This is a genomic window from Citrobacter sp. CK199, from assembly GCF_030333285.1.
Lineage (GTDB): Bacteria > Pseudomonadota > Gammaproteobacteria > Enterobacterales > Enterobacteriaceae > Citrobacter_B > Citrobacter_B koseri.
The window spans coordinates 563,880-587,023 of the sequence record NZ_JAOWGF010000024.1; the positions used below are offsets into that span (position 1 = coordinate 563,880).

18 protein-coding genes, 3 tRNA genes and 1 pseudogene are annotated in these 23,144 nt (G+C 52.9%); 11 read left to right on the plus strand and 11 right to left on the minus strand.

What is annotated here, in order from left to right:
* Window positions 1-104 precede the first annotated feature (104 nt).
* The 8 genes from iucA (at window position 105) to mrkJ (ending at window position 10,424) form a co-directional block, all read left to right on the plus strand.
* On the plus strand, window positions 105-1,829 hold the full coding sequence (gene iucA / locus OGX75_RS06770; protein ID WP_286451248.1) for an aerobactin synthase IucA: 1,725 nt from the start codon (window positions 105-107) through the stop codon (window positions 1,827-1,829).
* The gene (gene iucB / locus OGX75_RS06775) at window positions 1,830-2,777 is read left to right on the plus strand and encodes a N(6)-hydroxylysine O-acetyltransferase IucB (protein ID WP_248623471.1); all 948 of its coding nucleotides are present in this window, start codon (window positions 1,830-1,832) and stop codon (window positions 2,775-2,777) included.
* A complete protein-coding gene (gene iucC / locus OGX75_RS06780) occupies window positions 2,777-4,510 on the plus strand; it encodes an NIS family aerobactin synthetase IucC (protein ID WP_286451247.1) in 1,734 nt (577 codons plus the stop codon). The genes iucB and iucC overlap by 1 nt, the downstream gene beginning before the upstream one ends.
* 3 nt (window positions 4,511-4,513) lie before the next feature.
* Entirely contained in the window at window positions 4,514-5,848 is a 1,335-nt protein-coding gene (gene iucD, locus OGX75_RS06785) for an NADPH-dependent L-lysine N(6)-monooxygenase (protein ID WP_286451246.1), read from the plus strand.
* Between the two features lie 25 nt (window positions 5,849-5,873).
* A complete protein-coding gene (iutA, locus tag OGX75_RS06790) occupies window positions 5,874-8,075 on the plus strand; it encodes a ferric aerobactin receptor IutA (RefSeq protein WP_286451245.1) in 2,202 nt (733 codons plus the stop codon).
* A gap of 176 nt (window positions 8,076-8,251) precedes the next feature.
* Window positions 8,252-8,965 (plus strand): flagellar brake protein, encoded by a 714-nt coding sequence (locus OGX75_RS06795; protein WP_104868515.1) that lies wholly within the window; start codon window positions 8,252-8,254, stop codon window positions 8,963-8,965.
* Between the two features lie 15 nt (window positions 8,966-8,980).
* On the plus strand, window positions 8,981-9,565 hold the full coding sequence (locus tag OGX75_RS06800) for a helix-turn-helix domain-containing protein (protein ID WP_024130227.1): 585 nt from the start codon (window positions 8,981-8,983) through the stop codon (window positions 9,563-9,565).
* Window positions 9,566-9,707: 142 nt separating this feature from the next.
* Window positions 9,708-10,424, plus strand: coding sequence for a cyclic-di-GMP phosphodiesterase MrkJ (mrkJ, locus tag OGX75_RS06805; RefSeq protein ID WP_110494101.1), 717 nt, complete (start codon window positions 9,708-9,710; stop codon window positions 10,422-10,424).
* A gap of 59 nt (window positions 10,425-10,483) precedes the next feature.
* Here mrkJ and OGX75_RS06810 read toward each other — a convergent pair whose 3' ends face one another.
* From OGX75_RS06810 to OGX75_RS06835, 6 genes are all read right to left on the minus strand, one after another.
* Complete coding sequence (locus OGX75_RS06810; protein WP_012131869.1) at window positions 10,484-11,134, minus strand: fimbrial protein; 651 nt, start codon at window positions 11,132-11,134, stop codon at window positions 10,484-10,486.
* A gap of 14 nt (window positions 11,135-11,148) precedes the next feature.
* Window positions 11,149-12,144: a fimbrial protein gene (locus tag OGX75_RS06815; RefSeq protein ID WP_047462854.1), complete on the minus strand. Its 996-nt coding sequence runs from the start codon at window positions 12,142-12,144 to the stop codon at window positions 11,149-11,151.
* Entirely contained in the window at window positions 12,135-14,621 is a 2,487-nt protein-coding gene (locus OGX75_RS06820; RefSeq protein WP_012131867.1) for a fimbria/pilus outer membrane usher protein, read from the minus strand. Before OGX75_RS06820 ends, OGX75_RS06815 begins: the two co-directional genes overlap by 10 nt.
* An 11-nt stretch (window positions 14,622-14,632) precedes the next feature.
* The gene (locus OGX75_RS06825; RefSeq protein WP_058669310.1) at window positions 14,633-15,334 is read right to left on the minus strand and encodes a fimbrial biogenesis chaperone; all 702 of its coding nucleotides are present in this window, start codon (window positions 15,332-15,334) and stop codon (window positions 14,633-14,635) included.
* A 95-nt stretch (window positions 15,335-15,429) separates the two neighbouring features.
* Entirely contained in the window at window positions 15,430-16,038 is a 609-nt protein-coding gene (locus tag OGX75_RS06830) for a fimbrial protein (RefSeq protein ID WP_049011647.1), read from the minus strand.
* Between the two features lie 609 nt (window positions 16,039-16,647).
* Window positions 16,648-16,737: transfer RNA gene (locus tag OGX75_RS06835), tRNA-Ser, on the minus strand.
* 93 nt (window positions 16,738-16,830) lie between these two features.
* Here OGX75_RS06835 and mtfA point away from each other — a divergent pair.
* Window positions 16,831-17,628, plus strand: a complete 798-nt coding sequence (gene mtfA / locus OGX75_RS06840) for a DgsA anti-repressor MtfA (RefSeq protein ID WP_012131863.1) — start codon at window positions 16,831-16,833, stop codon at window positions 17,626-17,628.
* Between the two features lie 100 nt (window positions 17,629-17,728).
* A tRNA-Asn gene (locus OGX75_RS06845) sits at window positions 17,729-17,804 on the plus strand.
* 37 nt (window positions 17,805-17,841) lie between these two features.
* On the opposite strand, the gene cbl is transcribed toward OGX75_RS06845, so the two are convergent.
* Window positions 17,842-18,792 carry an HTH-type transcriptional regulator Cbl gene (cbl, locus tag OGX75_RS06850; RefSeq protein WP_058669458.1) on the minus strand — a complete coding sequence of 317 codons (951 nt, stop codon included), beginning with the start codon at window positions 18,790-18,792 and terminating at the stop codon, window positions 17,842-17,844.
* A gap of 101 nt (window positions 18,793-18,893) precedes the next feature.
* Window positions 18,894-19,811, minus strand: coding sequence for a nitrogen assimilation transcriptional regulator NAC (gene nac, locus OGX75_RS06855; protein ID WP_047462844.1), 918 nt, complete (start codon window positions 19,809-19,811; stop codon window positions 18,894-18,896).
* A gap of 327 nt (window positions 19,812-20,138) precedes the next feature.
* On the opposite strand from nac, the gene OGX75_RS06860 reads away from it, so the two are divergent.
* Window positions 20,139-20,214, plus strand: a tRNA-Asn gene (locus OGX75_RS06860).
* Between the two features lie 98 nt (window positions 20,215-20,312).
* Here the strand turns inward: OGX75_RS06860 and OGX75_RS06865 are convergent.
* The 3 genes and pseudogenes from OGX75_RS06865 to OGX75_RS06875 form a co-directional block, all read right to left on the minus strand.
* The gene (locus tag OGX75_RS06865) at window positions 20,313-21,323 is read right to left on the minus strand and encodes a FecCD family ABC transporter permease (RefSeq protein WP_286451244.1); all 1,011 of its coding nucleotides are present in this window, start codon (window positions 21,321-21,323) and stop codon (window positions 20,313-20,315) included.
* On the minus strand, window positions 21,320-22,276 hold the full coding sequence (locus OGX75_RS06870; RefSeq protein ID WP_130029182.1) for an ABC transporter substrate-binding protein: 957 nt from the start codon (window positions 22,274-22,276) through the stop codon (window positions 21,320-21,322). Before OGX75_RS06870 ends, OGX75_RS06865 begins: the two co-directional genes overlap by 4 nt.
* A gap of 19 nt (window positions 22,277-22,295) precedes the next feature.
* Window positions 22,296-23,128 (minus strand): annotated as a pseudogene (locus tag OGX75_RS06875) (ABC transporter ATP-binding protein).
* Window positions 23,129-23,144 lie beyond the last annotated feature (16 nt).

A 23,144-nucleotide genomic window follows, 5' to 3' on the forward strand; every position in this document is an offset into this window, starting at 1 on the left:
TTTATTTGTAAAATTAATTTTACCGATTCTAACAATTGTTATTGATAATGAGAAACCTTATCGGCAAAATTCGCATTATCATAACGAGTGGGATCTGTTTGATTATGACTTTGCCAACTAAAACGTCAGCCCTGGATGTGGCTGCGCAGTGCTTCCTGAATTCCCTGGTTCGTGAAACCAAAGACTGGCGGCTGACGGAATACCAGCCAACCGAATTGATCATCCCGCTGGGCGAACAGCAGGCGCTCCATTTCAGAGTGGCTTATTTTTCCCCAACCCAGCATCACCGCTTTGAATTTCCGGCGCGTCTGGTCACGGCCTCCGGCAGTCACCCCGTCGATTTCGCCACCCTCTCCCGGCTTATTGTTGATAAGCTCCAGCACCAACTCTTGCTGCCCGCGACCAGTTGCGAAACCTTCCACCAGCGCGTGATGGAAAGCCACGCCCATACGCAGCAGGCGATTGATGCCCGCCATGACTGGGCAGCCCTGCGTGAAAAAGCGTTGAACTTTGGCGAGGCGGAGCAGGCTCTGCTGGTCGGGCACGCCTTCCACCCGGCGCCTAAGTCTCATGAACCGTTTAACCAGCAGGAGGCCGAACGCTACCTGCCAGACTTCGCGCCCCACTTCCCGCTGCGGTGGTTTGCGGTGGACAAAACGCAGATCGCCGGTGAAAGCCTGCATCTCAACCTGCAACAGCGGTTGACGCGATTTGCCGCAGAGAATGCGCCGCAGTTACTTAACGAATTAAACGACAATCAATGGCTATTCCCACTGCACCCGTGGCAGGGGGAGTATCTGTTGCAGCAGGAGTGGTGCCAGGAGCTTGTCGCTAAAGGGCTAATTAAAGATTTAGGCGAAGCCGGCGCGCCGTGGCTACCGACCACCTCTTCCCGCTCGCTCTACTGCGCCACCAGCCGCGACATGATCAAATTCTCCCTGAGCGTGCGCCTGACCAACTCCGTCCGTACCCTGTCAGTGAAAGAAGTGAAGCGTGGAATGCGCCTGGCGCGCCTGGCGCAAACCGACGACTGGCAGATGCTACAGGCCCGCTTCCCGACTTTCCGGGTGATGCAGGAAGACGGCTGGGCCGGGCTGCGCGATCTCCACGGCAACATCATGCAGGAAAGCCTGTTTGCCCTGCGTGAAAACCTGCTGGTGGATCAGCCGCAAAGCCAGACTAACGTACTGGTCTCCCTGACCCAGGCCGCACCGGATGGAGGTGATTCGCTGCTGGTTGCGGCGGTAAAACGCCTGAGCGATCGCCTCGGCATCACTGCGCAACAGGCCGCCCACGCATGGGTCGATGCTTACTGTCAGCAGGTGCTGAAGCCGCTGTTTACGGCTGAAGCGGATTACGGCCTGGTGCTGCTGGCGCATCAGCAAAATATTCTGGTTCAGATGCTTGGGGATCTGCCGGTCGGGCTTATCTACCGTGACTGCCAGGGCAGCGCGTTTATGCCTCACGCGGCAGGCTGGCTCGACACCATTGGCGAGGCGCAGGCGGAAAACGTCTTCACCCATGAGCAGTTGCTGCGCTACTTCCCTTATTACCTGCTGGTTAACTCCACTTTTGCCGTGACCGCCGCGCTGGGCGCTGCCGGGCTGGACAGTGAAGCGAATCTGATGGCTCGTGTACGAACGTTGCTGGCTGAAGTGCGTGATCAGGTGACTCATAAAACCTGCCTCAACTACGTGCTGGAAAATCCGTACTGGAACGTAAAAGGTAACTTTTTCTGTTATCTGAACGACCACAACGAGAACACCATCGTCGATCCCTCGGTGATCTACTTCGATTTCGCCAACCCGCTGCTGGCTCAGGAGGGTTAAATGTCTAAGGCAAACATCGTTCACAGCGGATATGGACTGCGCTGTGAAAATCTCGACAAGCCTCTGAATCTTAGCTGGGGGCTGGACAATAGCGCGGTGCTGCGCTGGCCGGGGCCTCTGCCGACAGGGTGGCTGCGCGACGCGCTGGATCAGATATTTATCGCCGCACCGCAACTTTCAGCGGTGGTTCTCCCCTGGGCCGAATGGCGCGAGGAGCCACAGGCGCTGACGCTTTTCGGGCAGGTAAAAAGCGACATCATCCATCGCACCGCCTTCTGGCAGTTACCGCTATGGCTGAGTTCTCCGGCAAACCGGGCCTCCGGCGAAATGGTTTTTGATGCAGAGCGTGAGATTTATTTCCCGCTGCGCCCGCCCCGTCCGCAGGGCGAGGTTTATCGCCGTTACGATCCACGCGTTCGCAAGACGCTGAGTTTCCGCGTTGCCGATCCCGTTCTTGATGCAGAACGTTTCACCCGCTGGATGAACGATCCGCGCGTTGAGTATTTCTGGGAGCAAAGCGGCTCGCTGGAGGTACAGACCGCCTATCTGGAGCGCCAGCTCACCGGTAAACATGCGTTCCCGCTGATCGGCTGCTTCGACGATCGGCCGTTTAGCTATTTCGAAATCTACTGGGCGGCGGAAGACCGCATTGGCCGCCACTATTCATGGCAACCCTTTGACCGTGGCCTGCATCTGCTGGTTGGTGAACAGCAATGGCGCGGAGCCCACTACGTACAAAGCTGGCTGCGCGGGCTGACGCATTACCTGCTGCTGGATGAGCCCCGCACGCAGCGCACCGTACTTGAGCCACGCGCCGATAACCAGCGACTGTTTCGCCACCTTGAGCCTGCGGGATACCGGACAATTAAAGAGTTCGACTTCCCACACAAGCGCTCGCGCATGGTGATGGCGGATCGCCATCACTTCTTCACGGAGGTCGGTCTGTAATGAATCACAAGGATTGGGATTTTGTTAACCGCCAGTTGGTGGCAAAAATGCTGGCCGAGCTGGAGTATGAGCAGGTTTTTCACGCGGAATCTCAGGGCGATGGCCGCTACTGCATTAACCTGCCGGGTGCGCAATGGCGCTTCAGCGCTGAACGCGGCATCTGGGGCTGGCTGTGGATTGATGCTCAAACGCTGCGCTGCGCGGACGAGCCCGTTCTGGCGCAAACGCTACTGATGCAACTAAAGCCGGTGCTGTCGATGAGCGATGCCACCGTTGCTGAGCATATGCAGGATTTGTATGCCACGCTGCTGGGCGACCTGCAACTGCTGAAGGCACGGCGCGGGCTGAGCGCCAGTGACCTGATTGATCTTGATGCCGACCGCCTGCAATGCCTGCTAAGCGGCCATCCTAAATTCGCTTTTAATAAAGGCCGTCGGGGCTGGGGCAAAGAGGCGCTGGAGCGATATGCGCCAGAGTACGCCAACACCTTCAGACTGCACTGGCTGGCGGTAAAACGTGAGCATATGGTCTGGCGCTGCGACAGCGAGCTGGATATTCAGCAGTTGTTGACGGCCGCGATGGACCCGCCGGAGTTTGCCCGCTTCAATCAGGTCTGGCAGGAAAACGGGCTGGATAACGACTGGCTACCACTGCCGGTACATCCGTGGCAGTGGCAGCAAAAAATCGCCCTCGACTTCATCGCCGATCTTGCCGAAGGCAGGATGATTTCTCTCGGCGAGTTTGGCGACTTGTGGCTCGCCCAGCAGTCGCTGCGCACCCTGACCAACGCCAGTCGCCAGGGCGGGCTGGATATCAAGCTGCCGCTGACCATCTACAACACCTCCTGCTATCGGGGGATTCCGGGCAAATACATCGCTGCCGGGCCGCTGGCCTCACGCTGGCTGCAACAGGTTTTTGCGACCGACGCCACGCTTAAGCAAAGCGGCGCGGTGATCCTCGGTGAACCGGCGGCGGGCTATGTGTCCCATGAAGGCTATGCCGCTCTTGCCCAGGCCCCCTACCGCTACCAGGAGATGCTCGGCGTTATCTGGCGTGAGAATCCGTGTCGCTGGCTGAAGCCGGACGAAAGTCCGATTCTGATGGCGACACTGATGGAGTGCGATGAAAACAATCATCCGCTGATAGGTGCATATATCGACCGCTCCGGGCTGGACGCTGAAACCTGGCTTACGCAGCTGTTCCGGGTGGTAGTGGTTCCGCTGTATCACCTGCTTTGCCGCTACGGCGTCGCGCTTATCGCCCACGGACAAAATATAACGCTCGCCATGAAAGAGGGCGTACCGCAGCGCGTACTGTTGAAAGACTTCCAGGGCGATATGCGGCTGGTGAAAGATGCGTTCCCGGAGATGGACTCTCTGCCTCAGGAGGTGCGTGACGTCACCGCTCGCCTGAGCGCCGACTACTTAATTCATGATTTGCAGACCGGCCACTTCGTGACGGTTCTGCGCTTTGTTTCGCCGCTGATGGCTCGCCTTGGCGTACCGGAGAGGCGTTTTTATCAACTGCTGGCAGCAGTGTTGAGTGATTACATGCAGGAACATCCACAAATGTCAGCGCGCTTTGCGCTTTTCTCACTCTTCAAGCCACAAATCATTCGCGTAGTGCTGAACCCGGTAAAACTGACCTGGCCCGACCAGGACGGCGGCAGCCGCATGTTGCCGAATTACCTTGAGGATCTGCAAAACCCGCTGTGGCTGGCAACCAGGGACTGAATCATGACAAACACTGTAGATTTTATTGGCGTAGGCATCGGCCCGTTCAACCTGAGCATCGCGGCGCTGTCTCATCAGGCCGAAGAATTAAGCAGCCGCTTCTTTGACGGCCGCCCGCATTTTGCCTGGCATCCCGGCATGCTGGTGCCGGACTGCCATATGCAAACCATGTTTCTGAAAGATCTGGTTAGCGCTGTGGCTCCCACAAGCCCGTACAGCTTTGTTAACTATCTGGTGAAGCGCAAAAAATTCTACCGCTTCCTGACCACCGAATTGCGTACCGTGTCCCGCGATGAGTTTTCCGACTACCTGCGCTGGGCCGCCGAAGGGATGAACAATCTGCATTTCAATCATATCGTTGAGAGTATTGATTTCGACGAGAGACGCCAGCGGTTTGTGGTGCAGACCAGCCAGGGCGAAAGCGTTGCCCGCAATATCTGCCTTGGCATTGGCAAGCAACCGCACCTGCCGCCTTGCGTAAAAACGGCGACGCAAACCTGCTTCCACGCCAGTGAAATGAGCCTGCGCCAGCCAGACCTCGGCGGCAAGCGAGTCACCGTGGTTGGCGGCGGGCAAAGCGGCGCCGACCTGTTCCTCAATGCGCTGCGCGGAGAATGGGGCGACGTTGCAGAGATCAGTTGGGTCTCGCGCCGCAATAACTTTAACGCGCTGGATGAGGCGGCGTTCGCCAACGAATACTTCACGCCTGAGTACGTTTCAGGCTTCGTCGGTCTGAATGAAAGCGCGCGCCAGAAGATGCTCGACGAGCAGAAAATGACCTCCGACGGCATCACGGCCGACTCGCTACTGACCATCTATCGCGAGTTGTATCACCGCTTCGAGGTACTGAGGCAACCGCGTAACGCCCGTCTGCTGCCAAGCCGCTCGGTCACCGGGCTGGAAAGTCGTGGCCAGAGCTGGCAACTGCTGCTGGAGCATCATCTGGATAACGGCTATGACACTCTGGAAAGCGACGTGGTGATTTTCGCCACCGGCTACCGTCCCGCGCTGCCGCAGATACTTTCACCGCTGATGTCGCGAATCGCCATGCGCGATGAGTGCAATTTCAAAGTACGCGACGACTTCACCCTGGAGTGGAACGGCCCGAAAGAGAACAACATCTTCGCGGTCAACGCCAGTATGCAAACCCACGGCATCGCCGAACCACAGCTCAGCCTGATGGCCTGGCGCTCCGCCCGTATTCTTAATCGCGCGCTGGGGCGTGATTTATTCGATCTCAGTATGCCGCCCGCCCTGATTCAATGGCGCAGCGGCAGCCGGGAAAAACCGCAGCCGGAGGCTGCTTCTTTAACTCGCTACACAGCATCTTTGGGCTGATTTTTTCCGCCCGTGTGAAGGAATAATGATGATAAGCAAAAAGTATACGCTTTGGGCTCTCAACCCACTGCTTCTCGCCATGATGGCGCCAGCAGTCGCTCAACAAACCGATGATGAAACGCTCGTGGTGTCTGCCAACCGCAGCAATCGCACCGTAGCGGAGATGGCGCAAACCACCTGGGTTATCGAAAACGCCGAACTGGAACAGCAGACTCAGGGCGGCAAAGAACTGAAAGACGCGCTGGCTCAGCTGATCCCTGGCCTTGATGTCAGCAGCCAGAGCCGCACCAATTACGGTATGAACGTGCGTGGCCGCCCGCTGGTCGTGTTGGTTGACGGCGTGCGTCTCAACTCTTCACGCACCGACAGCCGACAGTTGGACTCTATCGATCCTTTCAATATCGACCATATTGAAGTGATCTCCGGCGCGACGGCCCTGTACGGCGGCGGCAGTACCGGTGGTCTGATCAACATCGTGACCAAAAAAGGCCAGCCGGAAACCCAGATGGAGTTTGAGGCTGGCACCAAAAGCGGCTTTAACAGCAGTAAAGATCACGATGAGCGCATTGCCAGCGCCATCTCCGGCGGCAATGACCATATCTCCGGGCGTGTTTCAGTGGCGTACCAGAAGTTTGGCGGCTGGTTTGACGGTAACGGCGATGCCACCCTGCTCGATAACACCCAGACCGGCCTACAGTATTCCGATCGCCTGGACATCATGGGCACCGGTACGCTGAACATCGATGAAACCCAGCAGCTTCAGCTGATCACGCAGTACTATAAAAGCCAGGGCGACGACGATTACGGGCTGAATCTTGGGAAAGATTTCTCCGCCATTAGCGGGGCCAGCACGCCATACGTCAGTAAGGGGCTGAATTCCGACCGTATTCCCGGCACCGAGCGTCATCTGATTAGCCTACAGTACTCCAACAGCGATTTCTTTGGTCAGGAGCTGGTCGGCCAGGTTTACTACCGCGATGAGTCGCTGCTGTTCTACCCGTTCCCGACCGTAAATGCGAACAAACAGGCGACGGCTTTCTCCTCGTCACAGCAGGACACCGACCAGTACGGCATGAAACTGACTCTGAACAGCAAACCGCTGGACGGCTGGCAAATCACCTACGGGCTGGATGCCGACCACGAGCGCTTTACCTCCAACCAGATGTTCTTCGATCTGGCCCAGGCAAGCGCTTCCGGGGGGCTGAACAACCAGAAGATTTACACCACCGGGCGCTATCCGTCGTATGACATCACCAACCTGGCGGCCTTCCTGCAATCGAGCTATGACATCAATGATATCTTTACCCTCAGCGGCGGCGTACGCTATCAGTACACCGAGAACAAGATTGATGATTTCATCGGCTACGCGCAACAACAGCAGATTGCCGCCGGGAAGGCGACATCCGCCGACGCCATTCCAGGCGGCTCGGTCGATTACGACAACTTCCTGTTCAACGCCGGTCTGCTGATGCACATCACCGAACGCCAGCAGGCATGGCTCAACTTCTCCCAGGGCGTGGAGCTGCCGGACCCGGGTAAATACTACGGTCGCGGCACCTATGGCGCAGCGGTGAACGGTCACCTTCCTCTGACCAACAGCGTGAACGTCGGCGACAGCAAGCTGGAAGGCGTGAAGGTCGATTCTTATGAGCTGGGCTGGCGCTTTACCGGCGACAACCTGCGCACCCAAATCGCGGCCTACTACTCGATTTCCGATAAGAGCGTGGTGGCGAATAAAGATCTGACCATCAGCGTGGTGGACGACAAACGCCGCATTTACGGCGTGGAAGGCGCGGTGGACTACCTGATTCCAGATACCGACTGGAGTACCGGTGCGAACTTCAACGTGCTGAAAACCGAGTCGAAAGTGAACGGTAGCTGGCAGAAATATGACGTGAAGGTGGCAAGTCCATCGAAAGCGACAGCCTACATTGGCTGGGCGCCGGACCCGTGGAGCCTGCGCGTACAGAGCACCACCTCCTTCGATGTGAGCGATGCAGAAGGCTACAGCATTGATGGCTATACCACCGTCGATTTACTCGGCAGCTATCAGCTTCCGGTGGGTAAACTCAGCTTCAGCGTTGAGAACCTCTTCGACCGTGACTACACCACCGTCTGGGGGCAGCGCGCACCGCTGTACTACAGCCCTGGTTACGGCCCCGCTTCCCTGTATGACTACAAAGGACGCGGCCGCACCTTTGGTCTGAACTACTCAGTTCTGTTCTAAACCGCCCTCCTTGCCCGGCACATGCCGGGCAAATTCACCGAATGTCAATACGCAATCAATAGCATTGAACTATTTTTGAAAATTCAACAATAGGCCGCATCCTTTTATTTTTAATAAACAGGCGATCGCAACATGGGATAATAATCTGAAAGGACATTGTATTTTAGAGAGATGGTATGTCAGAAGGAGTTTCGAAAAAATCCAGATATGAAATTATTGCTATCCTGAGAGAAGAATTCAGGGTTAAGTCTAAACTGGATTTTAGTTTTAACGATCTGAGCTGGCAATCAGATTTACGAAAAGTTGACAGTTCATCTTTTTATATCGATCTCCCTCCCTCTTTTCAGCCTTCGTTATCTGAAAACGACGATGTCTGTTTTCAGATCCACAGTAAACTTGGCAGGATTGAGTTTGCCACCGCACAGATAAATACTGAGCACAATAGCCCGGATAACGTTTTCCGCTTTGCCATTCCTGAGAGCATAAACATACTGCAACGGCGATCGTCCCCCCGACTTAAGACAAGAGAGAGTTATCAATTCTGTTGTTCTGGTCGTTATAAAAATGGCGTTACTTTTAAACATACGTTAAATGATGTCTCTGACGGCGGGTGTTCTTTCATATCCACCCAATCTCAACTTAAATTTATGCGTAAAGATAATGTGTTAGAAAATGTTGAGATGAGCTTTGGTGAATATGGCAGCGTAATGACTAACTTAAAAATCATCAGCGTAACAGAACTCCATAGCGAAAAATCGTATGAAGAAGCAGATTTCCGCATCTCTTGTATGTTTCAGCATAAAAGTGACGATTATAAACATTACATAGAGAATGTTATCGTCAAATTAATTATTGACAATAAAATTAAAAATAAGATTTTTTTAGTTTAACAGACCGGGAAAACATTGAGTAATTTATTATTTTACACTGATGATAATCTCATTGGGCAATCAATCCTGCATTACATGGTAGACAATGAGATAAATATTACCACGCTGGGCTATCAGGAGATCGCCGGGAGAACCTGTGCCCCTCAGTCGGGTACGATTATTATCAATGTCATTCATAAGGATATCTCTGCGGCCAGAACGGTCGCCTTACTCAATAGATTACGAATGTATCTCACGCACTGCACGCTGCTCGTTCTGATTGTAAAAAGCGACCTCGCCAGCTTATGTCGTGAACTTCTCGATCTTGAAAATGTATTGATTCTGACGGAAAACGCGTCTTGCTCCGATCTCTCGGCCATCTTCAAACATCCTTTAACGGCCCGCGAATATCAGCGCTTATACACCCGGCGAAAACTCACTACCAGGGAGCAGCAGGTGCTGGCGCTAATGATTGCCAACCATAACAATAAACAAATAGCAGAGCTTCTCAATATTGACTATAAAACAGCCCACACTCACAGAGCGAGTATTATGAGAAAGTTAGGCATGAATAACTCGCAAGTGATGAACAAAAGAATCGTCAATATGTTTCGATGCTAAACATATTAAATGTGCAGATGACCAATCAAAAACCGATAATTAATTGTTAACCAGCCCCCTGTCAATCATTTTCACCGACAAAAATATCACTTATATTAATACCACCTCCTCCCACCGTTGACCTGATTTCTGACGAGATATAATGGACGCACTTATGTTTTTCAATCATAATTTGTCACGTAGCGATATATCCGTTCGATATGTCTTCCAAAAAATGTTTTCACCTCTCGGGGCGCTTGTCGCCGTTGAGTGCCTGAGCCGCTTTGACCATATCCCTGTTTCTCCAGAAGAGTTATTTCGTTATGCCAATGCGGACTTACGGGAAAGTATCTTTATGGAACAACTGGCGTTAATAGAAAAACATAAAGCGTGGTTTATAAAAAACAATGTTTCTGCCACGATTAACATTGACGACCATATACTCAGCGTCCTGCTACGGCCAGAAGTGAAAGCGAAAGTCAAAGCACTGGGCTGCGTTCACTTTGAACTCACGGAAAACTCTAACGAACTGTTGAATAACTCTCTCGCCGCCTGGTGTGATTCCCACAGCTCCTTACTCTGGCTCGATGACTTTGGCGCTGGCTACGCGGGAATTAACGCGATTCGTGGCTATCATTTTGACTATGTCAAAATCGACAGAAACTTCTTCTGGCATTTAATGCAGAAAGAGTCTGGTCGGCCATTAATGGATGCGCTGGTCACTTTCCTTTCCCGTAACCAACATAATGTGATTATTGAAGGCGTCGAAAGCGAAGCGCATAAGAAATGGTTGCAGGGTATGGAGTGGTTTGCCATTCAGGGGCATTACTGGAAAGAAGTCAGTATTGAACAACTGGTCAAAGAAGAGGTTACGGTTTAAAAAAGGGAAAAAAATGCCGGAAGATTCCGGCATCAAAATCAACCTTCACACGCAAGAAATCAGTTATACACTAACTCCCAGGTTGCCCAACTGGTCAACGGGCCACTGGTCGCTTTCTCCGGCGCTGGTGTAACGTAACCGATGTAATAAGTAAACACACCGCCGCTTACCGCTTTTTCCACCAAAGGCACCCGGTTTTGCTGCGGGTCAGCCGGAACAATTTTGTTGCTTTTATCCAGCGTATTATTGTCGTTGGTCGACAGCGCCAGAAAAATATGGCTGGCCCCATCCGCTCGTGTATTCGCCAGATAACCGGCATTTTCGTTGCCGACGGTATTGACCGTGAATCCATCAATCCAGCGCACACTTACCGTGCTGATCTCATCGTTATTCGCAGCGCCACCATCATGACGTAACTGACAGTTCGACAATTCCAGGGTGAAGGATTGCGGTTTCATAAATGCGCCCGCGCCACGGGCATGTACTTCCGCCAGGCTTACCGGAGCCAGCCAGACGCTACCGCTGCCCGCATTGTCGCCCCCGTTGAGCGCCACGCTACAGGAGATATCCGTCACTCGTCCTGCGAAGTCCACCCGTCCGCTATCGTAATTGGTTTCAAATCCCCACGCTGAAGAGGCGACAAGCATTCCGCTTATCAGGGTCAACTGAGTGAGTCGTCTGATATTTTTATACTGTGCTGAATCACGCATACCCACCTCCCGAATTAATCGTACGTCAGGTTAAAGATCATGTGCGACTCCACCTCACCGGTACTTGTGGTCGATGCGTATTGATAGAAGCGTGCACGATAAGGCAATGTAATGTAACGGGTTTCCTGGGTCTGCAAGGTGCCGATATTATATTTCTTGCTAAATTCCAGCGGGGTGCCATCTTTCAGTACCTGGACGCCAATCCCTTTCGCCGCAGCGTTTCCGCTTTTTTCGTTGATGAGCACGCCCTGAGCGGCAGTGGTGCTTGTCGCCAGGTTGCCGGAAAAAGTCGTATGGATATTGGCGAAACCGGATTCACTTACGCCGCCGCTGCACTGCAACTGGATATTAAAATCTTTGCCTCCCGCCGTGGTGCCAACGCCATTCAGATCGCTGCGCTTAATCGTACCGATATCAACGTTCATATTCTTACCGCTTAACACGGTACAGGAGGGCGAGACGACGGTGATGGCATTGGCGCTGAGGAACGTTTCAAGGATCGGGTTACTGCCGTTTTCCCAGTCATAAGAGGTATATTTCCCCGCCGCCAGGGTGCCACTGCCGGTCACGTTCGCAGTTTTAATCACTTCCAGCGTAAAGCGGGAGCCTTCCAGTGAATAATTGGTCTGCCTGTTGACATAGGAGGAGTAGACATCCGGGTAGACAATATTGACCGTTGCGCCACCGCGGCTAAAACGCAAGCCGATGCCGTCTACGTTTGTCGAATAAATTTTATTCCCCAGGTCGGTGGCTCCGGGCACGACAATTTTCGCCGCAAAACGGTTAGTACCGGCTGAACAGCTATAGCTTGCTCCACCCGACGCCGACATTGTCCAGTCACGGGACACAATCACTGAGCCCACCGGCAGATCCGGCGGAACAACCACTCGCCCGATGGCCATGTCTAATGTCACCGTCGGCTGTGAAAGGCGCGAGCAGAAAGCCCATGCCGATGTTGTCCCCAGCGCCATTAATCCAATAAAAAGCGTCAGTCTTTTACTCAGCGACATAGCGTTTCCTTTGTTTTTGCCTGACTCAGATCCACCGTACATTGCCCGCCATTCCACTTAACCGTGGCTTTTGACGCGCTGGCGTCGCTGATAAACATCATGCTGCCCTGCCCCACAACACCGATCTCTTTTCCGCTCGGGTCAAAAATCGTGGCGGCGAACGGCAACGGCAGGCCATTCGCCTGGCGCGCCTGCACCGTGATGTTGTTTTGCACCGTGGTATTGAAGGCAACTTTGACTACGCTCCCCTCCCACGGCACAACCTGCGCCACGGTACGATCGAAAGCGATATCGTCATTACTGCCTTTCGGGTCAATTTCAACGGCGTTAATCCGGTAAGGCCGCAGATACGGCAGAATGGCGTAGCCGTTGCTGTCAATGCGGGTCCCCGGCGAACCTGGCAACATGGCGCCTGCGGCATCTTTCGCTTCGATCAGCGCCATCGTGGTGCCGCTTTCCGGCGAGAACACCACGCCGTGCTGATGGGCAATCAGCGTCCCGCTGGCGCCCAGCCCGCTCTGACGATACCCTTCGCCCTGACTATAACTGCCGTTCAGCGTGGTCCACGGGGTACGGTAGCTGCCGTTCAGCGCCACATCGTGCTGGCCTCCGGTCGCGGTGGTGGTCGACACGCCATAGTTGAGGTTGTTTTCACTGTCCAGCGAGCCGTTGACGCCAATCTGCGAACTGGCGAAGTGCGAGTTGTTGAACGAGGTATTTGACGTCAGATTCGCGGTGCGATTCTCGCCGAACCACAGCGGGTAGCTAAAGTTGAGCGAAACGCGATCGTCGCGACGATGACCGGAGCTGTCCGGCGTATAGACGCGCTGAGCGCTGACCGACCATGAGAGGCGACCGAACATATTGTTATAGCTGAGCTGATACTGCTTCTCCGTGCCTGAACGGTTCCAGTAATCCGACACCCGACCGCTTAAGTAGAAACCGCCCCAGCCGTCAGGTAGGTTCTGGTTTACGGTAAAGGTCATGCTGTTTTTCTGTCGCCACACGGTGTAGTTGCTGTTGTGGTTCTTTTCCTGATCGACGGCGTACAGCGCGTCGTTCAGGTTGTAGTAGCCTTTGGTGGAGTACCGATACGCCGCCAGGACAATACTGGTCTGCGTTTCGGTGAACATACGGTTAAAGGTGGCGCGGTAGCTCTGACCATGCTCGTCAAGGGTATCGCTCTTTAACCGCGAATGGGTGACATCGAATGACAAGGCGCCGACGCCGGTGTTCATCCCGGTCCCCAGCAGGAATGCCTGATAGTCATCAAAACCGGTCACGCCAGCATAGCCGGTGAACAGGTTATTTAAGCCCTGTTGCCAGGTTGCCTGGTAGAGCATCGGTTTATTACGCAGCGAACTATCATCAACCTTACCGGCAGAGAGCGCATAGCGGGTCATCCCCGGACGCAGTAATTGCGCTACCGAGGCATAAGGCACGCTGAACACCTGTACCGAGCCATCGGCTTCTTTTACTGAAACCTCAAGGTCGCTGCCATAGCCGGAGGGGTAAACATCCTGTAACGTAAACGGTCCCGGCGGCACGGTGGTCTGATAGATAATATTGTTGCCCTGACGTACCGTCACCAGCGCGTTACTTTGCGCCACGCCGCGAATTTCCGGGGCATAGGAACGCATACCGTCCGGGAACATATTGTCATCGGTCGCCAGATTTACCCCTCGCAGGCCGATGGTGTCGAAAAACTCACCGTTGGTAAAAATCTGCCCACCGCTGACAATCGAGTTAATTTGCGGAATCGGACGTTGCAGGTAGGTCTGGTTGCTGTTCCAGTGCGCCTTCCCCTGCTGCTGTTGCCAGTTCAGGTTACCAATGTGTTTGAGCAGCCAGCCGTCCCAGGAAAGACCCGCGTTAACGCCAAGATAGGCGCTGCTGTTATCTGACCCGTTGGCCGATGACGTGTGGCTGTTCCAGGCGTTAGCCATCCAGCCTAAATTCAGCGCCGCAACGCCTTTATCCCAGAACTCCGGGCTGACAAAATTCTTAAAGCGCTGATCTTCGTAGATTTGCGGTACGGAAATATCCAGCCTCAGAGAGGACTGAATCAGGTTGTCGCTGACATTTTCTTCGTTACGCCACTCTTGCAGTCGTCCGCAATAGCCCTCTTTCGCGCTAAGCTGTGGGTTAAATTTTTCTGGCGAGATACCGTATTGCATCAGCATCGCTTTGGTGTAGCAGACGCCCATTTTGCCGTCTTTTCCACGGGTGATATTCAGGTCGTAGCGGCCTTTCCACTCACCATTGGTATACACATCAAGTGAGTAAACACCCTCGGAGATAGCGCTCGTGGAAAAGCGCGACAGATCGACCTTTTCGCGACTGCCGACAATAAAGCCATCGTTAAACTGATAAACCGTTCCTGGGTTTTCCTGGCCGCTTGAAAATGGCGGAAAGCAGTACAGTGCAATCGCAATTGCCGTACTTAATCTTTCCGGGCGGATTGACCTCTGCTTCATGATCGTTTCCCTTATTTAACGGCAACTTTCACTGCGACATCTGCGCCATAGTCATTAATGTTGTTAACAGTCAGGGTCTCGCCTTTGTTCACTGTCGAGGAAAGCACGATAGTCTGACTGGACTGTGGGGCAAACATCACCGTTTTGCTGTTCAGCGCTTTGCCGCCGTCACGAGAGATACGGCTTACGGTGATATAAAAAGGCGTGGGATTGTTGACGGACAGACTGCTGCCGTTGGCGGAAAGCACCAACTTTTCCGCCGCCGCATCACGGTTGCCTAATCCATTCGGACGATAGATAAACTTAAAGCGAGAACGAATCGCCAGTTGCAGGATATTCTGCCCTTCATTTTTCTGGTTAGCCTCTACCGGCGGAATTTCCAGAAGATTCAGCCACCATAATGTCTCTTTATCTTTAGCGAGCCCTGCATTGCTGCCGAGCTTAATACGCAAAGTCTGACCGCTTTTAGCGTCAACGCGGGAAATAGGTGGTGTAATAATAAATGGTGTAGTAATCGTATCCGGCGTCGCATCGGCATTACCGTTATCCAGCCAGGCTTGTGCCAGTGCCGGACGATCTGCGGTATTAGAGAGCTGCACCGTTATTTCTTTTTCATTTCCTGGATAAATAAAGCGGGTGCCATTAACAATAATGTTATTAGCATTAGCCGCAAAACTAAAAATGAAACAGAAAAAAAGGGCAATAAGCTTCATGCTGACCTCTGAATAAAAAATAAGCGGCAGCAGCGGCCGCTTTATTATCGTTTTATACCGCCCCGGCGCGAGGCGGTTTTATCTCTCAGCCGATATTACTGGTAGGTAATTTCGTAAGTCGCATAGCTATTGACCACACCGGTTGTCACGCTGTTAGGCGTGCTGGTGGCATAACCAACATAGTAAGTGAAACGCGCGCCATCCTGAACGGCAGCCGCGTCGCCAGTCGCTTTCGGTTGATCGGCGTCGCCCGGGATGATTTTCTTGGCCAGCGTGGTGGCGTTATCGGTAGACAGAACCAGTTGGATATCCTTCGCGCCAGCCGCTTCCGTATTGGCCAGGTAGCCCTGTTGTTTGCCGGAAGCGCCCGCCAGCAGGTTGCCGCCGGTCCAGTTCACACCCAGTTTGCTCACGTCATCTTGTGGATCACCATTCGCCGCCTGGCAGTTAGAAACATCGATGGTGAAAGATTTTGGTTTCAGATAGGTATCCGCAGCCGCAGCTTTAACTTCCGTTAACGTTACCGGAGACAGATAAACATTAGCATCGCTGCCCTGGCCGTTTACGGAAACAGTACAAGATACGTCGGTAACTTTACCGAAGAAATTAACCTGACCGCCGCCGACATTAGTATCAGCAGCATTTGCCGCAGCCATGCCAAAAAATGCAGTCGCGATTGCAGCAGAGAGAAGAACCTTTTTCATTGCCATTTCCTTGTCAGAGTGAATTAAGTATCAATGAGCAAACAGTGAGTTCACACAAAAATCAGAAGCGATATGCGATTCTTACTTGTGCGACTGTTAATAGAAACTTCGACTGACCGGAAGCTGCTATATTTAAGGTATCAAAAACGAACTCGATAAAAACTCGTTGATGCTGTCGGCGTCAAAGAATGCTATTTCGGAGTCAAATATACATTTTTTCATATCTTGATTGAGGCCGTTTAACAGGATTACACCTATTAATCCTCACCTGAAAAATAGAAAAATCCACTCAATGGCATATTGCTATCTTAAAACTTCTACAATTTCTCTCTGTACTGCCTGTCAGTGCTTCACCAATATTGCCAAATATAATCACCGGTTAAATTCGCGGCGAACCCGGCAAAGAGAAGCCGTTATTCTCCGGTCATAAAACGGAAAGCCAGAGGTTTGTTGCCGATCGCAAAGCGCAAGTGTTCCCCGACGCTGACTCGTCCTGTTCTGGAAAAATCGGAGGAGGATGATGGCGAGAAGCATACCCGGTGAATATACCAACACTATACCAAGTGTGACGGGGGTCGTTGAAAGGGAGTGAACTAAGTGCTTGAATAGTGGCGGAGAGAGGGGGATTTGAACCCCCGGTAGAGTTGCCCCTACTCCGGTTTTCGAGACCGGTCCGTTCAGCCGCTCCGGCATCTCTCCGTTCTGGTGGTTGCCATGATGCCAGGTAATTTGGCATTTTAACAGACCCTGTTCCTGCAATTTTGTTCAAGTGACGAGTTTGCGAGCAAAACGATGATTAAGTGGCCCTGGAAAGTACACGAAACAGACCAGAATGCGGCCTTGCCGTGGGATGACGCCCTGGCAATTCCCCTTCTGGTCAACCTGACCGCGCAAGAGCAAGCCAGATTAATTGCGCTGGCCGAGCGTTTTTTACAGCAAAAAAGGTTGGTCGCTCTTCAGGGATTTGAACTGGATGCGTTGAAAAGCGCGCGTATTGCGCTGCTTTTTTGTCTCCCGGTGCTGGAGCTGGGCATCGAATGGCTCGATGGCTTCCATGAAGTGCTGATCTACCCTGTGCCTTTTGTTGTGGATGATGAATGGGAAGATGATATTGGTCTGGTGCATAACCAGCGCGTTGTCCAGTCCGGGCAAAGCTGGCAGCAAGGCCCAATAATTCTGAACTGGCTTGATATCCAGGACTCCTTTGATGCGTCCGGCTTCAATCTGATTATCCATGAAGTGGCGCATAAACTTGATATGCGCAATGGCGACCGGGCCAGCGGTATCCCGTTGATTCCTCTGCGCGAAGTGGCCAGTTGGGAGCACGATCTCCACGCAGCCATGAACAATATTCAGGATGAAATTGATCTTGTGGGTGAAACCGCATCCAGCATTGATGCTTACGCAGCAACCGACCCTGCTGAATGCTTTGCGGTTCTGTCAGAATACTTCTTCAGCGCCCCGGAACTGTTCGCCCCGCGTTTCCCGGCATTGTGGCAACGTTTTTGTCAGTTTTATCGCCAGGACCCCTTACTGCGACTGCGTGATAACCCAGAAGAGGACAATATACCGACATCACACGTCCATTAAATCGTGGTTTTGAAGATTAATTAACCAATTGAAATGACGTGCGAATTTTACTGTTGACACGTTACAGAGCGGTCAGTATTATTCGCCTCGTTCACACGATTCCTCTGTAGTTCAGTCGGTAGAACGGCGGACTGTTAATCCGTATGTCACTGGTTCGAGTCCAGTCAGAGGAGCCAGATTTAAAGAAGCCCGCTTTTTAGCGGGCTTTTTGCTTTATATCTGATAATCAATGACCGCCTCATCCGACTCCATCACCTGGCGCTTAATATCTTCGACAGACAGCCCCGCATTACACAACTCAATAAACCGCCAGACGTAGTTGCGCTGTAACTGTCCGCGCTTCAGCCCCAGCCAGACGGTATTGGCATCAAATAAATGTCGGGTATCAAGACGCGTCAGCGCCCCCTCTTCCTGCTCGCCGCTGGATTGCTCGGCGACCAATCCAATCCCCAGCCCCAGAGCAACGTACGTTTTGATCACATCAGAATCCTGAGCGCTCAGGACAATATCCGGCAACAACCCTTTGCGGGAGAAGGCTTCATCAATACGGGAGCGCCCTGTAATGCCCTGACGATAAGTGATTAGCGGCCAGTGCGCGATCGCTTCCAGCGTCAGTGGCGAGGTCTGCACCAGGGGATGATCGCGAGGTACTAATAAACTGTGGTGCCAGCGAAACCAGGGAAAGGCCACCAGCAACGGATCATTACTCAGACGCTCACTGGCAATGCCGATATCCGCGCCACCGTTTTGCAACAGCACCTCTATCTCCTGCGGCGTGCCCTGAATAAGCTCCAGTCGGACTTCCGGGAAAATCTCGCGAAAGGCTTTGATCACTTCCGGTAAACTATATCGCGCCTGGGTGTGCGTCGTGGCAATGGTCAGTACGCCAGATGTATCATTGGTGAACAGGTCGGCCAGTCTGCGAACATTGCTGGCCTCATTCAGGATGCGCTCGGCAATGACCAGCAGCGCCTTACCCGGTTCTGTCATCCCGAGCAGGCGCTTGCCGCGCCGGATAAAAATTTCAATACCGAGCTCATCTTCAAGCTCGCGAATATGCCGACTCACTCCCGACTGAGAGGTATAAAGCATATTGGCGACTTCAGTCAGGTTGTAATCCTGACGGGCCGCCTCGCGGATGATTTTAAGTTGCTGGAAATTCACGCTTCGCTCCGAAGACATCAGACATGACGCTATTGTTAAAGTCTGAAGCCCGGCATAACAAATAATAAAAACCTGCATCTTATACCGCGATGGAATAACGCTTAGCTCACCAGCAGAAGCTCACGGTTTTCCAGCATAGGGCGGCTCACCAGCGACATCAGGATCTCTTTCACTGCCTGTGCCTGCGGTGTCAGACTCCCCCTCGCCGACATATTCAGCGACAGCGGTAAACTCATCGACGGCGTGGTGATACGCGCCATCCAGCCATTTGCCGCGCCGCTTAACGATCGGGCTGCCGACTCCGGTAACACCGTCACCCCCATCCCACTGGCAATAGCCGCTGTTAATGTCGCGATGGATTCGATTTCGCCAATCACTTTTGCGGTCAATCGGCGTAAGGAAAAGGCCTCATCCACACGCGAACGAACGGCGCTATAGTCGCGAGGAAGGAAAAGGTTCATCTCCGCAACCGCCGTTAAATCCACGCTCGGCCCAGGGCAATCCCGGGTTCCCACCAGAAAAAGATCTTCTTTCAGCAGCGGCTGGCTGGTAATACCGGCCACCGGAGAACGCTCGTAAAGAACCGCCATATCAAGTTGGCCGCTGAGTAATTTATCATTCAGCACCACCCCGCTGTTTTCATGCAGGTAGACCAACACCTCTGGCAATTCCGCCCGCACGGCCTGTAGCAGCGGCATCGTCACCGACGAGGCAGCCGTTCCCGGCGCCAGACCGATCGACACCTGCCCCCTCAGCGTTTGCCCGACGTTATTAACCGCCAGCTGTGCCTGTTCACACTGACGCAAAATCGTTCGCGCATGGGTATACAGGATTTTTCCTGCTTCAGTCGGCGTCACGCCGCGCTTTGTCCGAATCAATAATTGCTGATCCAGTTCCCCTTCCAGCGTAGCGACCTGCTGGCTGAGTGCGGGTTGCGCAATGTGTAATACTTCCGCGGCCTGCGTCAGGCTACCGATGTCGACGATTTTCACAAAGTATTTCAGTCGTCTGAAGTTCATTTTGCCTCCTGTCAGGAATACCAGTCATGATACTGGCTGTCATGTTATGGAGGATTTTGCAAAAGGCTTGCCAGTTTCTGGCCGACGCTAATTTTTATGCTAACCTGCTGTCAAATAAGAGAATGTGATTACAAGACAACGTTTTTAATGTTAACAACAGTTTCCGATCTGCCCCATAAGAGGTACGTTTGCACCAGAATGGCGCAAAATAGCGGCCGAATGAAAGATCATCGCTTTGTTGATTTTGTCAGCAAACGAACGCGCAATCGCATTTCACCCTTTGACAATGCTCGTGGGCGTCGTTAATATGCGCCCCGTTCACACGATTCCTCTGTAGTTCAGTCGGTAGAACGGCGGACTGTTAATCCGTATGTCACTGGTTCGAGTCCAGTCAGAGGAGCCAAATTTAGAAAAGCCCGCTTTTTAGCGGGCTTTTTGCTTTTCTGTACTCCGAACAACCACAATCAGGTATACGTTCCAGCCGCTTACCGTTTCTGGCCGTCATATTGACGACGTTCTGGCGAGCAACACAATAATAAACAAACCGCCAATACCCGCCGTAATAATGCCGACAGGCAGTTCCTGCGAGGTCAGCAACGTTCGGCTGACAATATCGCCGCCGCACAACAGCACTGCTCCCCAGACACCACAAAGAGGCAGCAACAGCAGATGCTTAACGCCAGAAAAGTACCGACACAGATGTGGCACCATCAGCCCAACAAAGCCGATCACTCCCGTCAGTGCCACTAAGAAAGAAGTCGCCAGCGCGCAGCACAGGAAAATTTCTATCCGCAGGCGGCTGACGTTAATCCCCAGCGATAACGCCGTCTGCTCACCGGCCAGCATGCCATCCAGCGCACGCCATCGCAGCAGAATAAAAGCGCTCAGTAACATCAGGCTCAGTAAGGCAAAAGGCAGATTGCCCCAACTGGCTAATCCCAGGCCGCCCAGTGACCAGAACAACACAGAACTGGCGGCACGTTGATCGCCAGAAAAAATGAAATAGCTGGTTAACGCACCAAACAGAAAGGAGATAGCAAGCCCACTGATAATTAACTGCTCAGCCCCGCGTTGCTTTTTGAAGTGGAACAGTAATATCACCGCCATAGCGGAGCAGATCCCACCAACAAATGCCGATACAGGGAGCGTCAGCGTGCCAAGCTGATTGCCGAATCGGGTAATGACCAGTACCGCGCCCGCCGATGCGCCCGATGACAGCCCAAATAAAAATGGATCGGCAAGATCATTACGTGTGGTGGTCTGCAACAACGCGCCCACTATCGCCAGTCCTGCCCCTGTAAGTACAGAGAGGAGCGTCCTCGGCACGCGTAAATCAATCACAATTCTGCTGACCATATCCGATACCGGCACATCTGCAATCCCTATCGCCCCCAGCACCTGCAACAGCGATAACGAAACAGCACCTTTGGCAATACTGAGTAACATTAATCCTGCCAGTACCACCACCGCGCTCCACATCGCCCAATAGTAACGGTACGAAGTGAAACTCATTGTGCAGCCGTCTGATACATGGCCCGAGCCAGTTTTTCTACTGCTTTGACATTCGCGGGGCCTGGCGTCAGTTCAGCATATTGCAGCTTCAGATAACGTTGGTGTTTCACCGCTGGCGTGAGTTTCATCAACGGGTGATTTTCCAGGAAGTGACGAAGCTCATCAGCCCCACTTCCCGTTTGATAATCCAGCAGAATGATAAAGTCCGGCTCAGTGGCAGCCACACTTTCCCAGGAAGTTGTGCCCCAACTGATATCCAGCGCCTCCATCGCATTTTTACCACCAGCCGCTTCGATAATGGCGTCAGGCATCGCATATTTCCCGCTGGTAAAAGGTTTATCCTCTCCCGAATCATAAACAAACACGTTTAATGGCCGGGCTCCTTTCGGCGGTTTGGGCAGCGCCTCCAGCGTCTTTTTCCAGCGATTAACCAGCGCCCGAGCTTCATCTTGCTTACCAAAAATCTTCCCCAGCGTCAGTACGTCATTATAAAGTAGATCCATACTGGCTTTACGCTTATGTGCGGCAGTAAAGACGCAACTTTCGCTCAGAACAAAAGTCTTGATGCCATATTTATTGAGTGAAGAAGGCGTCACTTCACCCCCTACTTTCATGCCATAATTCCAGCCTGCGAAAAAGAAATCTGGATTAACCGCCAGCAATGTTTCCAGAGAGGGATATTTCGGTGCCAGTTCAGGGATCGACCCCATTGCTTTTTTAAATTCCGGCGTCATTTTGTACCACCCGCTGATACCGGTCAGACCGACGATACGATCCTGTAAATTCAGAGCGAACGCCATTTCAGACATATTAAGGTCATTAATAATCGCTCGCTTTGGCGGTTCCGTGAACGTCACGGGGGTTCCACAACTTTCTATGGTGACAGGAAAATCCGCAGCCTCTACTGCCGATACCGACAAAATAGCAACCATGCCTGCAAGCAATTTTTTCATCACAATCCTCATATATTTATTATGCATAGCCAGGAACTTCAAAAATACGCAGCGCTTTCCCCGTATCAGGGTGTGGTACGGTAAAGCAGGTCAACCCAAAAACGGGATAAAGGTTTTCAGACACCAGCACACGCTCCGGTGTGTCGCAGAGCACCATTCTTCCCTGCGACAGAAGCAGAACGCGGTCAGCAAAAGATTCAATCAGCGACAGATCGTGCAATACCGCCACCACCGTTATCCCCTTGTTTTTCACCAACGAAAGCAGTTCCACCCGACCGGAGGGATCCAGATGGTTGGTTGGCTCATCAAGCAGTACCAGGCTCGGCATCTGAGCTAACACCCGCGCCAGCGCCGCCCGCTGCCTTTCTCCGCCAGAAAGCGCAGACAGCGACCGCTTTCGCAACGCCAGTAATCCCGTCTCTTTAATGGCCTTCATCACGATGGCATCATGCCTGTCGCGTGGTGCATCCCGGGCGCGCGGGATACGCCCCAGCGCCACATAATCCTCAAGAGCCAGCCTCAGATCGGGCGTATCATTTTGCGCCAGAACGGCGATCTGCTTTGCCCGCAGCTGCCGCGACAGCGCCGAAACAGACTGGCCCAGAGCTGAATATCGCCCTTCTGAAGGGGGAGTTCCTGACTTATCGCCCTCAGTAAAGACGTTTTACCGCTGCCGTTAGGCCCAATAACGGCCAGGCATTTCCCTTCCTCAACCTCAAAGCGAATTGCACAAAGCAGTTCTCCGCCTCCGGGTCGCTGTAGCGACGCAATATTGACGCTTAGAGCACTCGCCGGGTTATCACTGGATGCGACGAATTGCACAATACTTAACCTCTTCCATGATCGAATCATTGATTGGATATGTTAT

Bases quoted from the DNA above. Each gene is read 5' to 3' on its own strand.
- nac (WP_047462844.1), bottom strand. From the start codon at position 19,811: ATGAACTTCAGACGACTGAAATACTTTGTGAAAATCGTCGACATCGGT.
- iucA (WP_286451248.1), top strand. From the start codon at position 105: ATGACTTTGCCAACTAAAACGTCAGCCCTGGATGTGGCTGCGCAGTGC.
- OGX75_RS06815 (WP_047462854.1), bottom strand. From the start codon at position 12,144: ATGTCGCTGAGTAAAAGACTGACGCTTTTTATTGGATTAATGGCGCTG.
- iucC (WP_286451247.1), top strand. From the start codon at position 2,777: ATGAATCACAAGGATTGGGATTTTGTTAACCGCCAGTTGGTGGCAAAA.
- iucB (WP_248623471.1), top strand. From the start codon at position 1,830: ATGTCTAAGGCAAACATCGTTCACAGCGGATATGGACTGCGCTGTGAA.
- iucD (WP_286451246.1), top strand. From the start codon at position 4,514: ATGACAAACACTGTAGATTTTATTGGCGTAGGCATCGGCCCGTTCAAC.
- OGX75_RS06810 (WP_012131869.1), bottom strand. From the start codon at position 11,134: ATGCGTGATTCAGCACAGTATAAAAATATCAGACGACTCACTCAGTTG.
- iutA (WP_286451245.1), top strand. From the start codon at position 5,874: ATGATGATAAGCAAAAAGTATACGCTTTGGGCTCTCAACCCACTGCTT.
- mtfA (WP_012131863.1), top strand. From the start codon at position 16,831: ATGATTAAGTGGCCCTGGAAAGTACACGAAACAGACCAGAATGCGGCC.
- OGX75_RS06870 (WP_130029182.1), bottom strand. From the start codon at position 22,276: ATGAAAAAATTGCTTGCAGGCATGGTTGCTATTTTGTCGGTATCGGCA.
- OGX75_RS06865 (WP_286451244.1), bottom strand. From the start codon at position 21,323: ATGAGTTTCACTTCGTACCGTTACTATTGGGCGATGTGGAGCGCGGTG.
- OGX75_RS06820 (WP_012131867.1), bottom strand. From the start codon at position 14,621: ATGAAGCAGAGGTCAATCCGCCCGGAAAGATTAAGTACGGCAATTGCG.
- OGX75_RS06830 (WP_049011647.1), bottom strand. From the start codon at position 16,038: ATGAAAAAGGTTCTTCTCTCTGCTGCAATCGCGACTGCATTTTTTGGC.
- mrkJ (WP_110494101.1), top strand. From the start codon at position 9,708: ATGGACGCACTTATGTTTTTCAATCATAATTTGTCACGTAGCGATATA.
- OGX75_RS06825 (WP_058669310.1), bottom strand. From the start codon at position 15,334: ATGAAGCTTATTGCCCTTTTTTTCTGTTTCATTTTTAGTTTTGCGGCT.
- OGX75_RS06795 (WP_104868515.1), top strand. From the start codon at position 8,252: ATGTCAGAAGGAGTTTCGAAAAAATCCAGATATGAAATTATTGCTATC.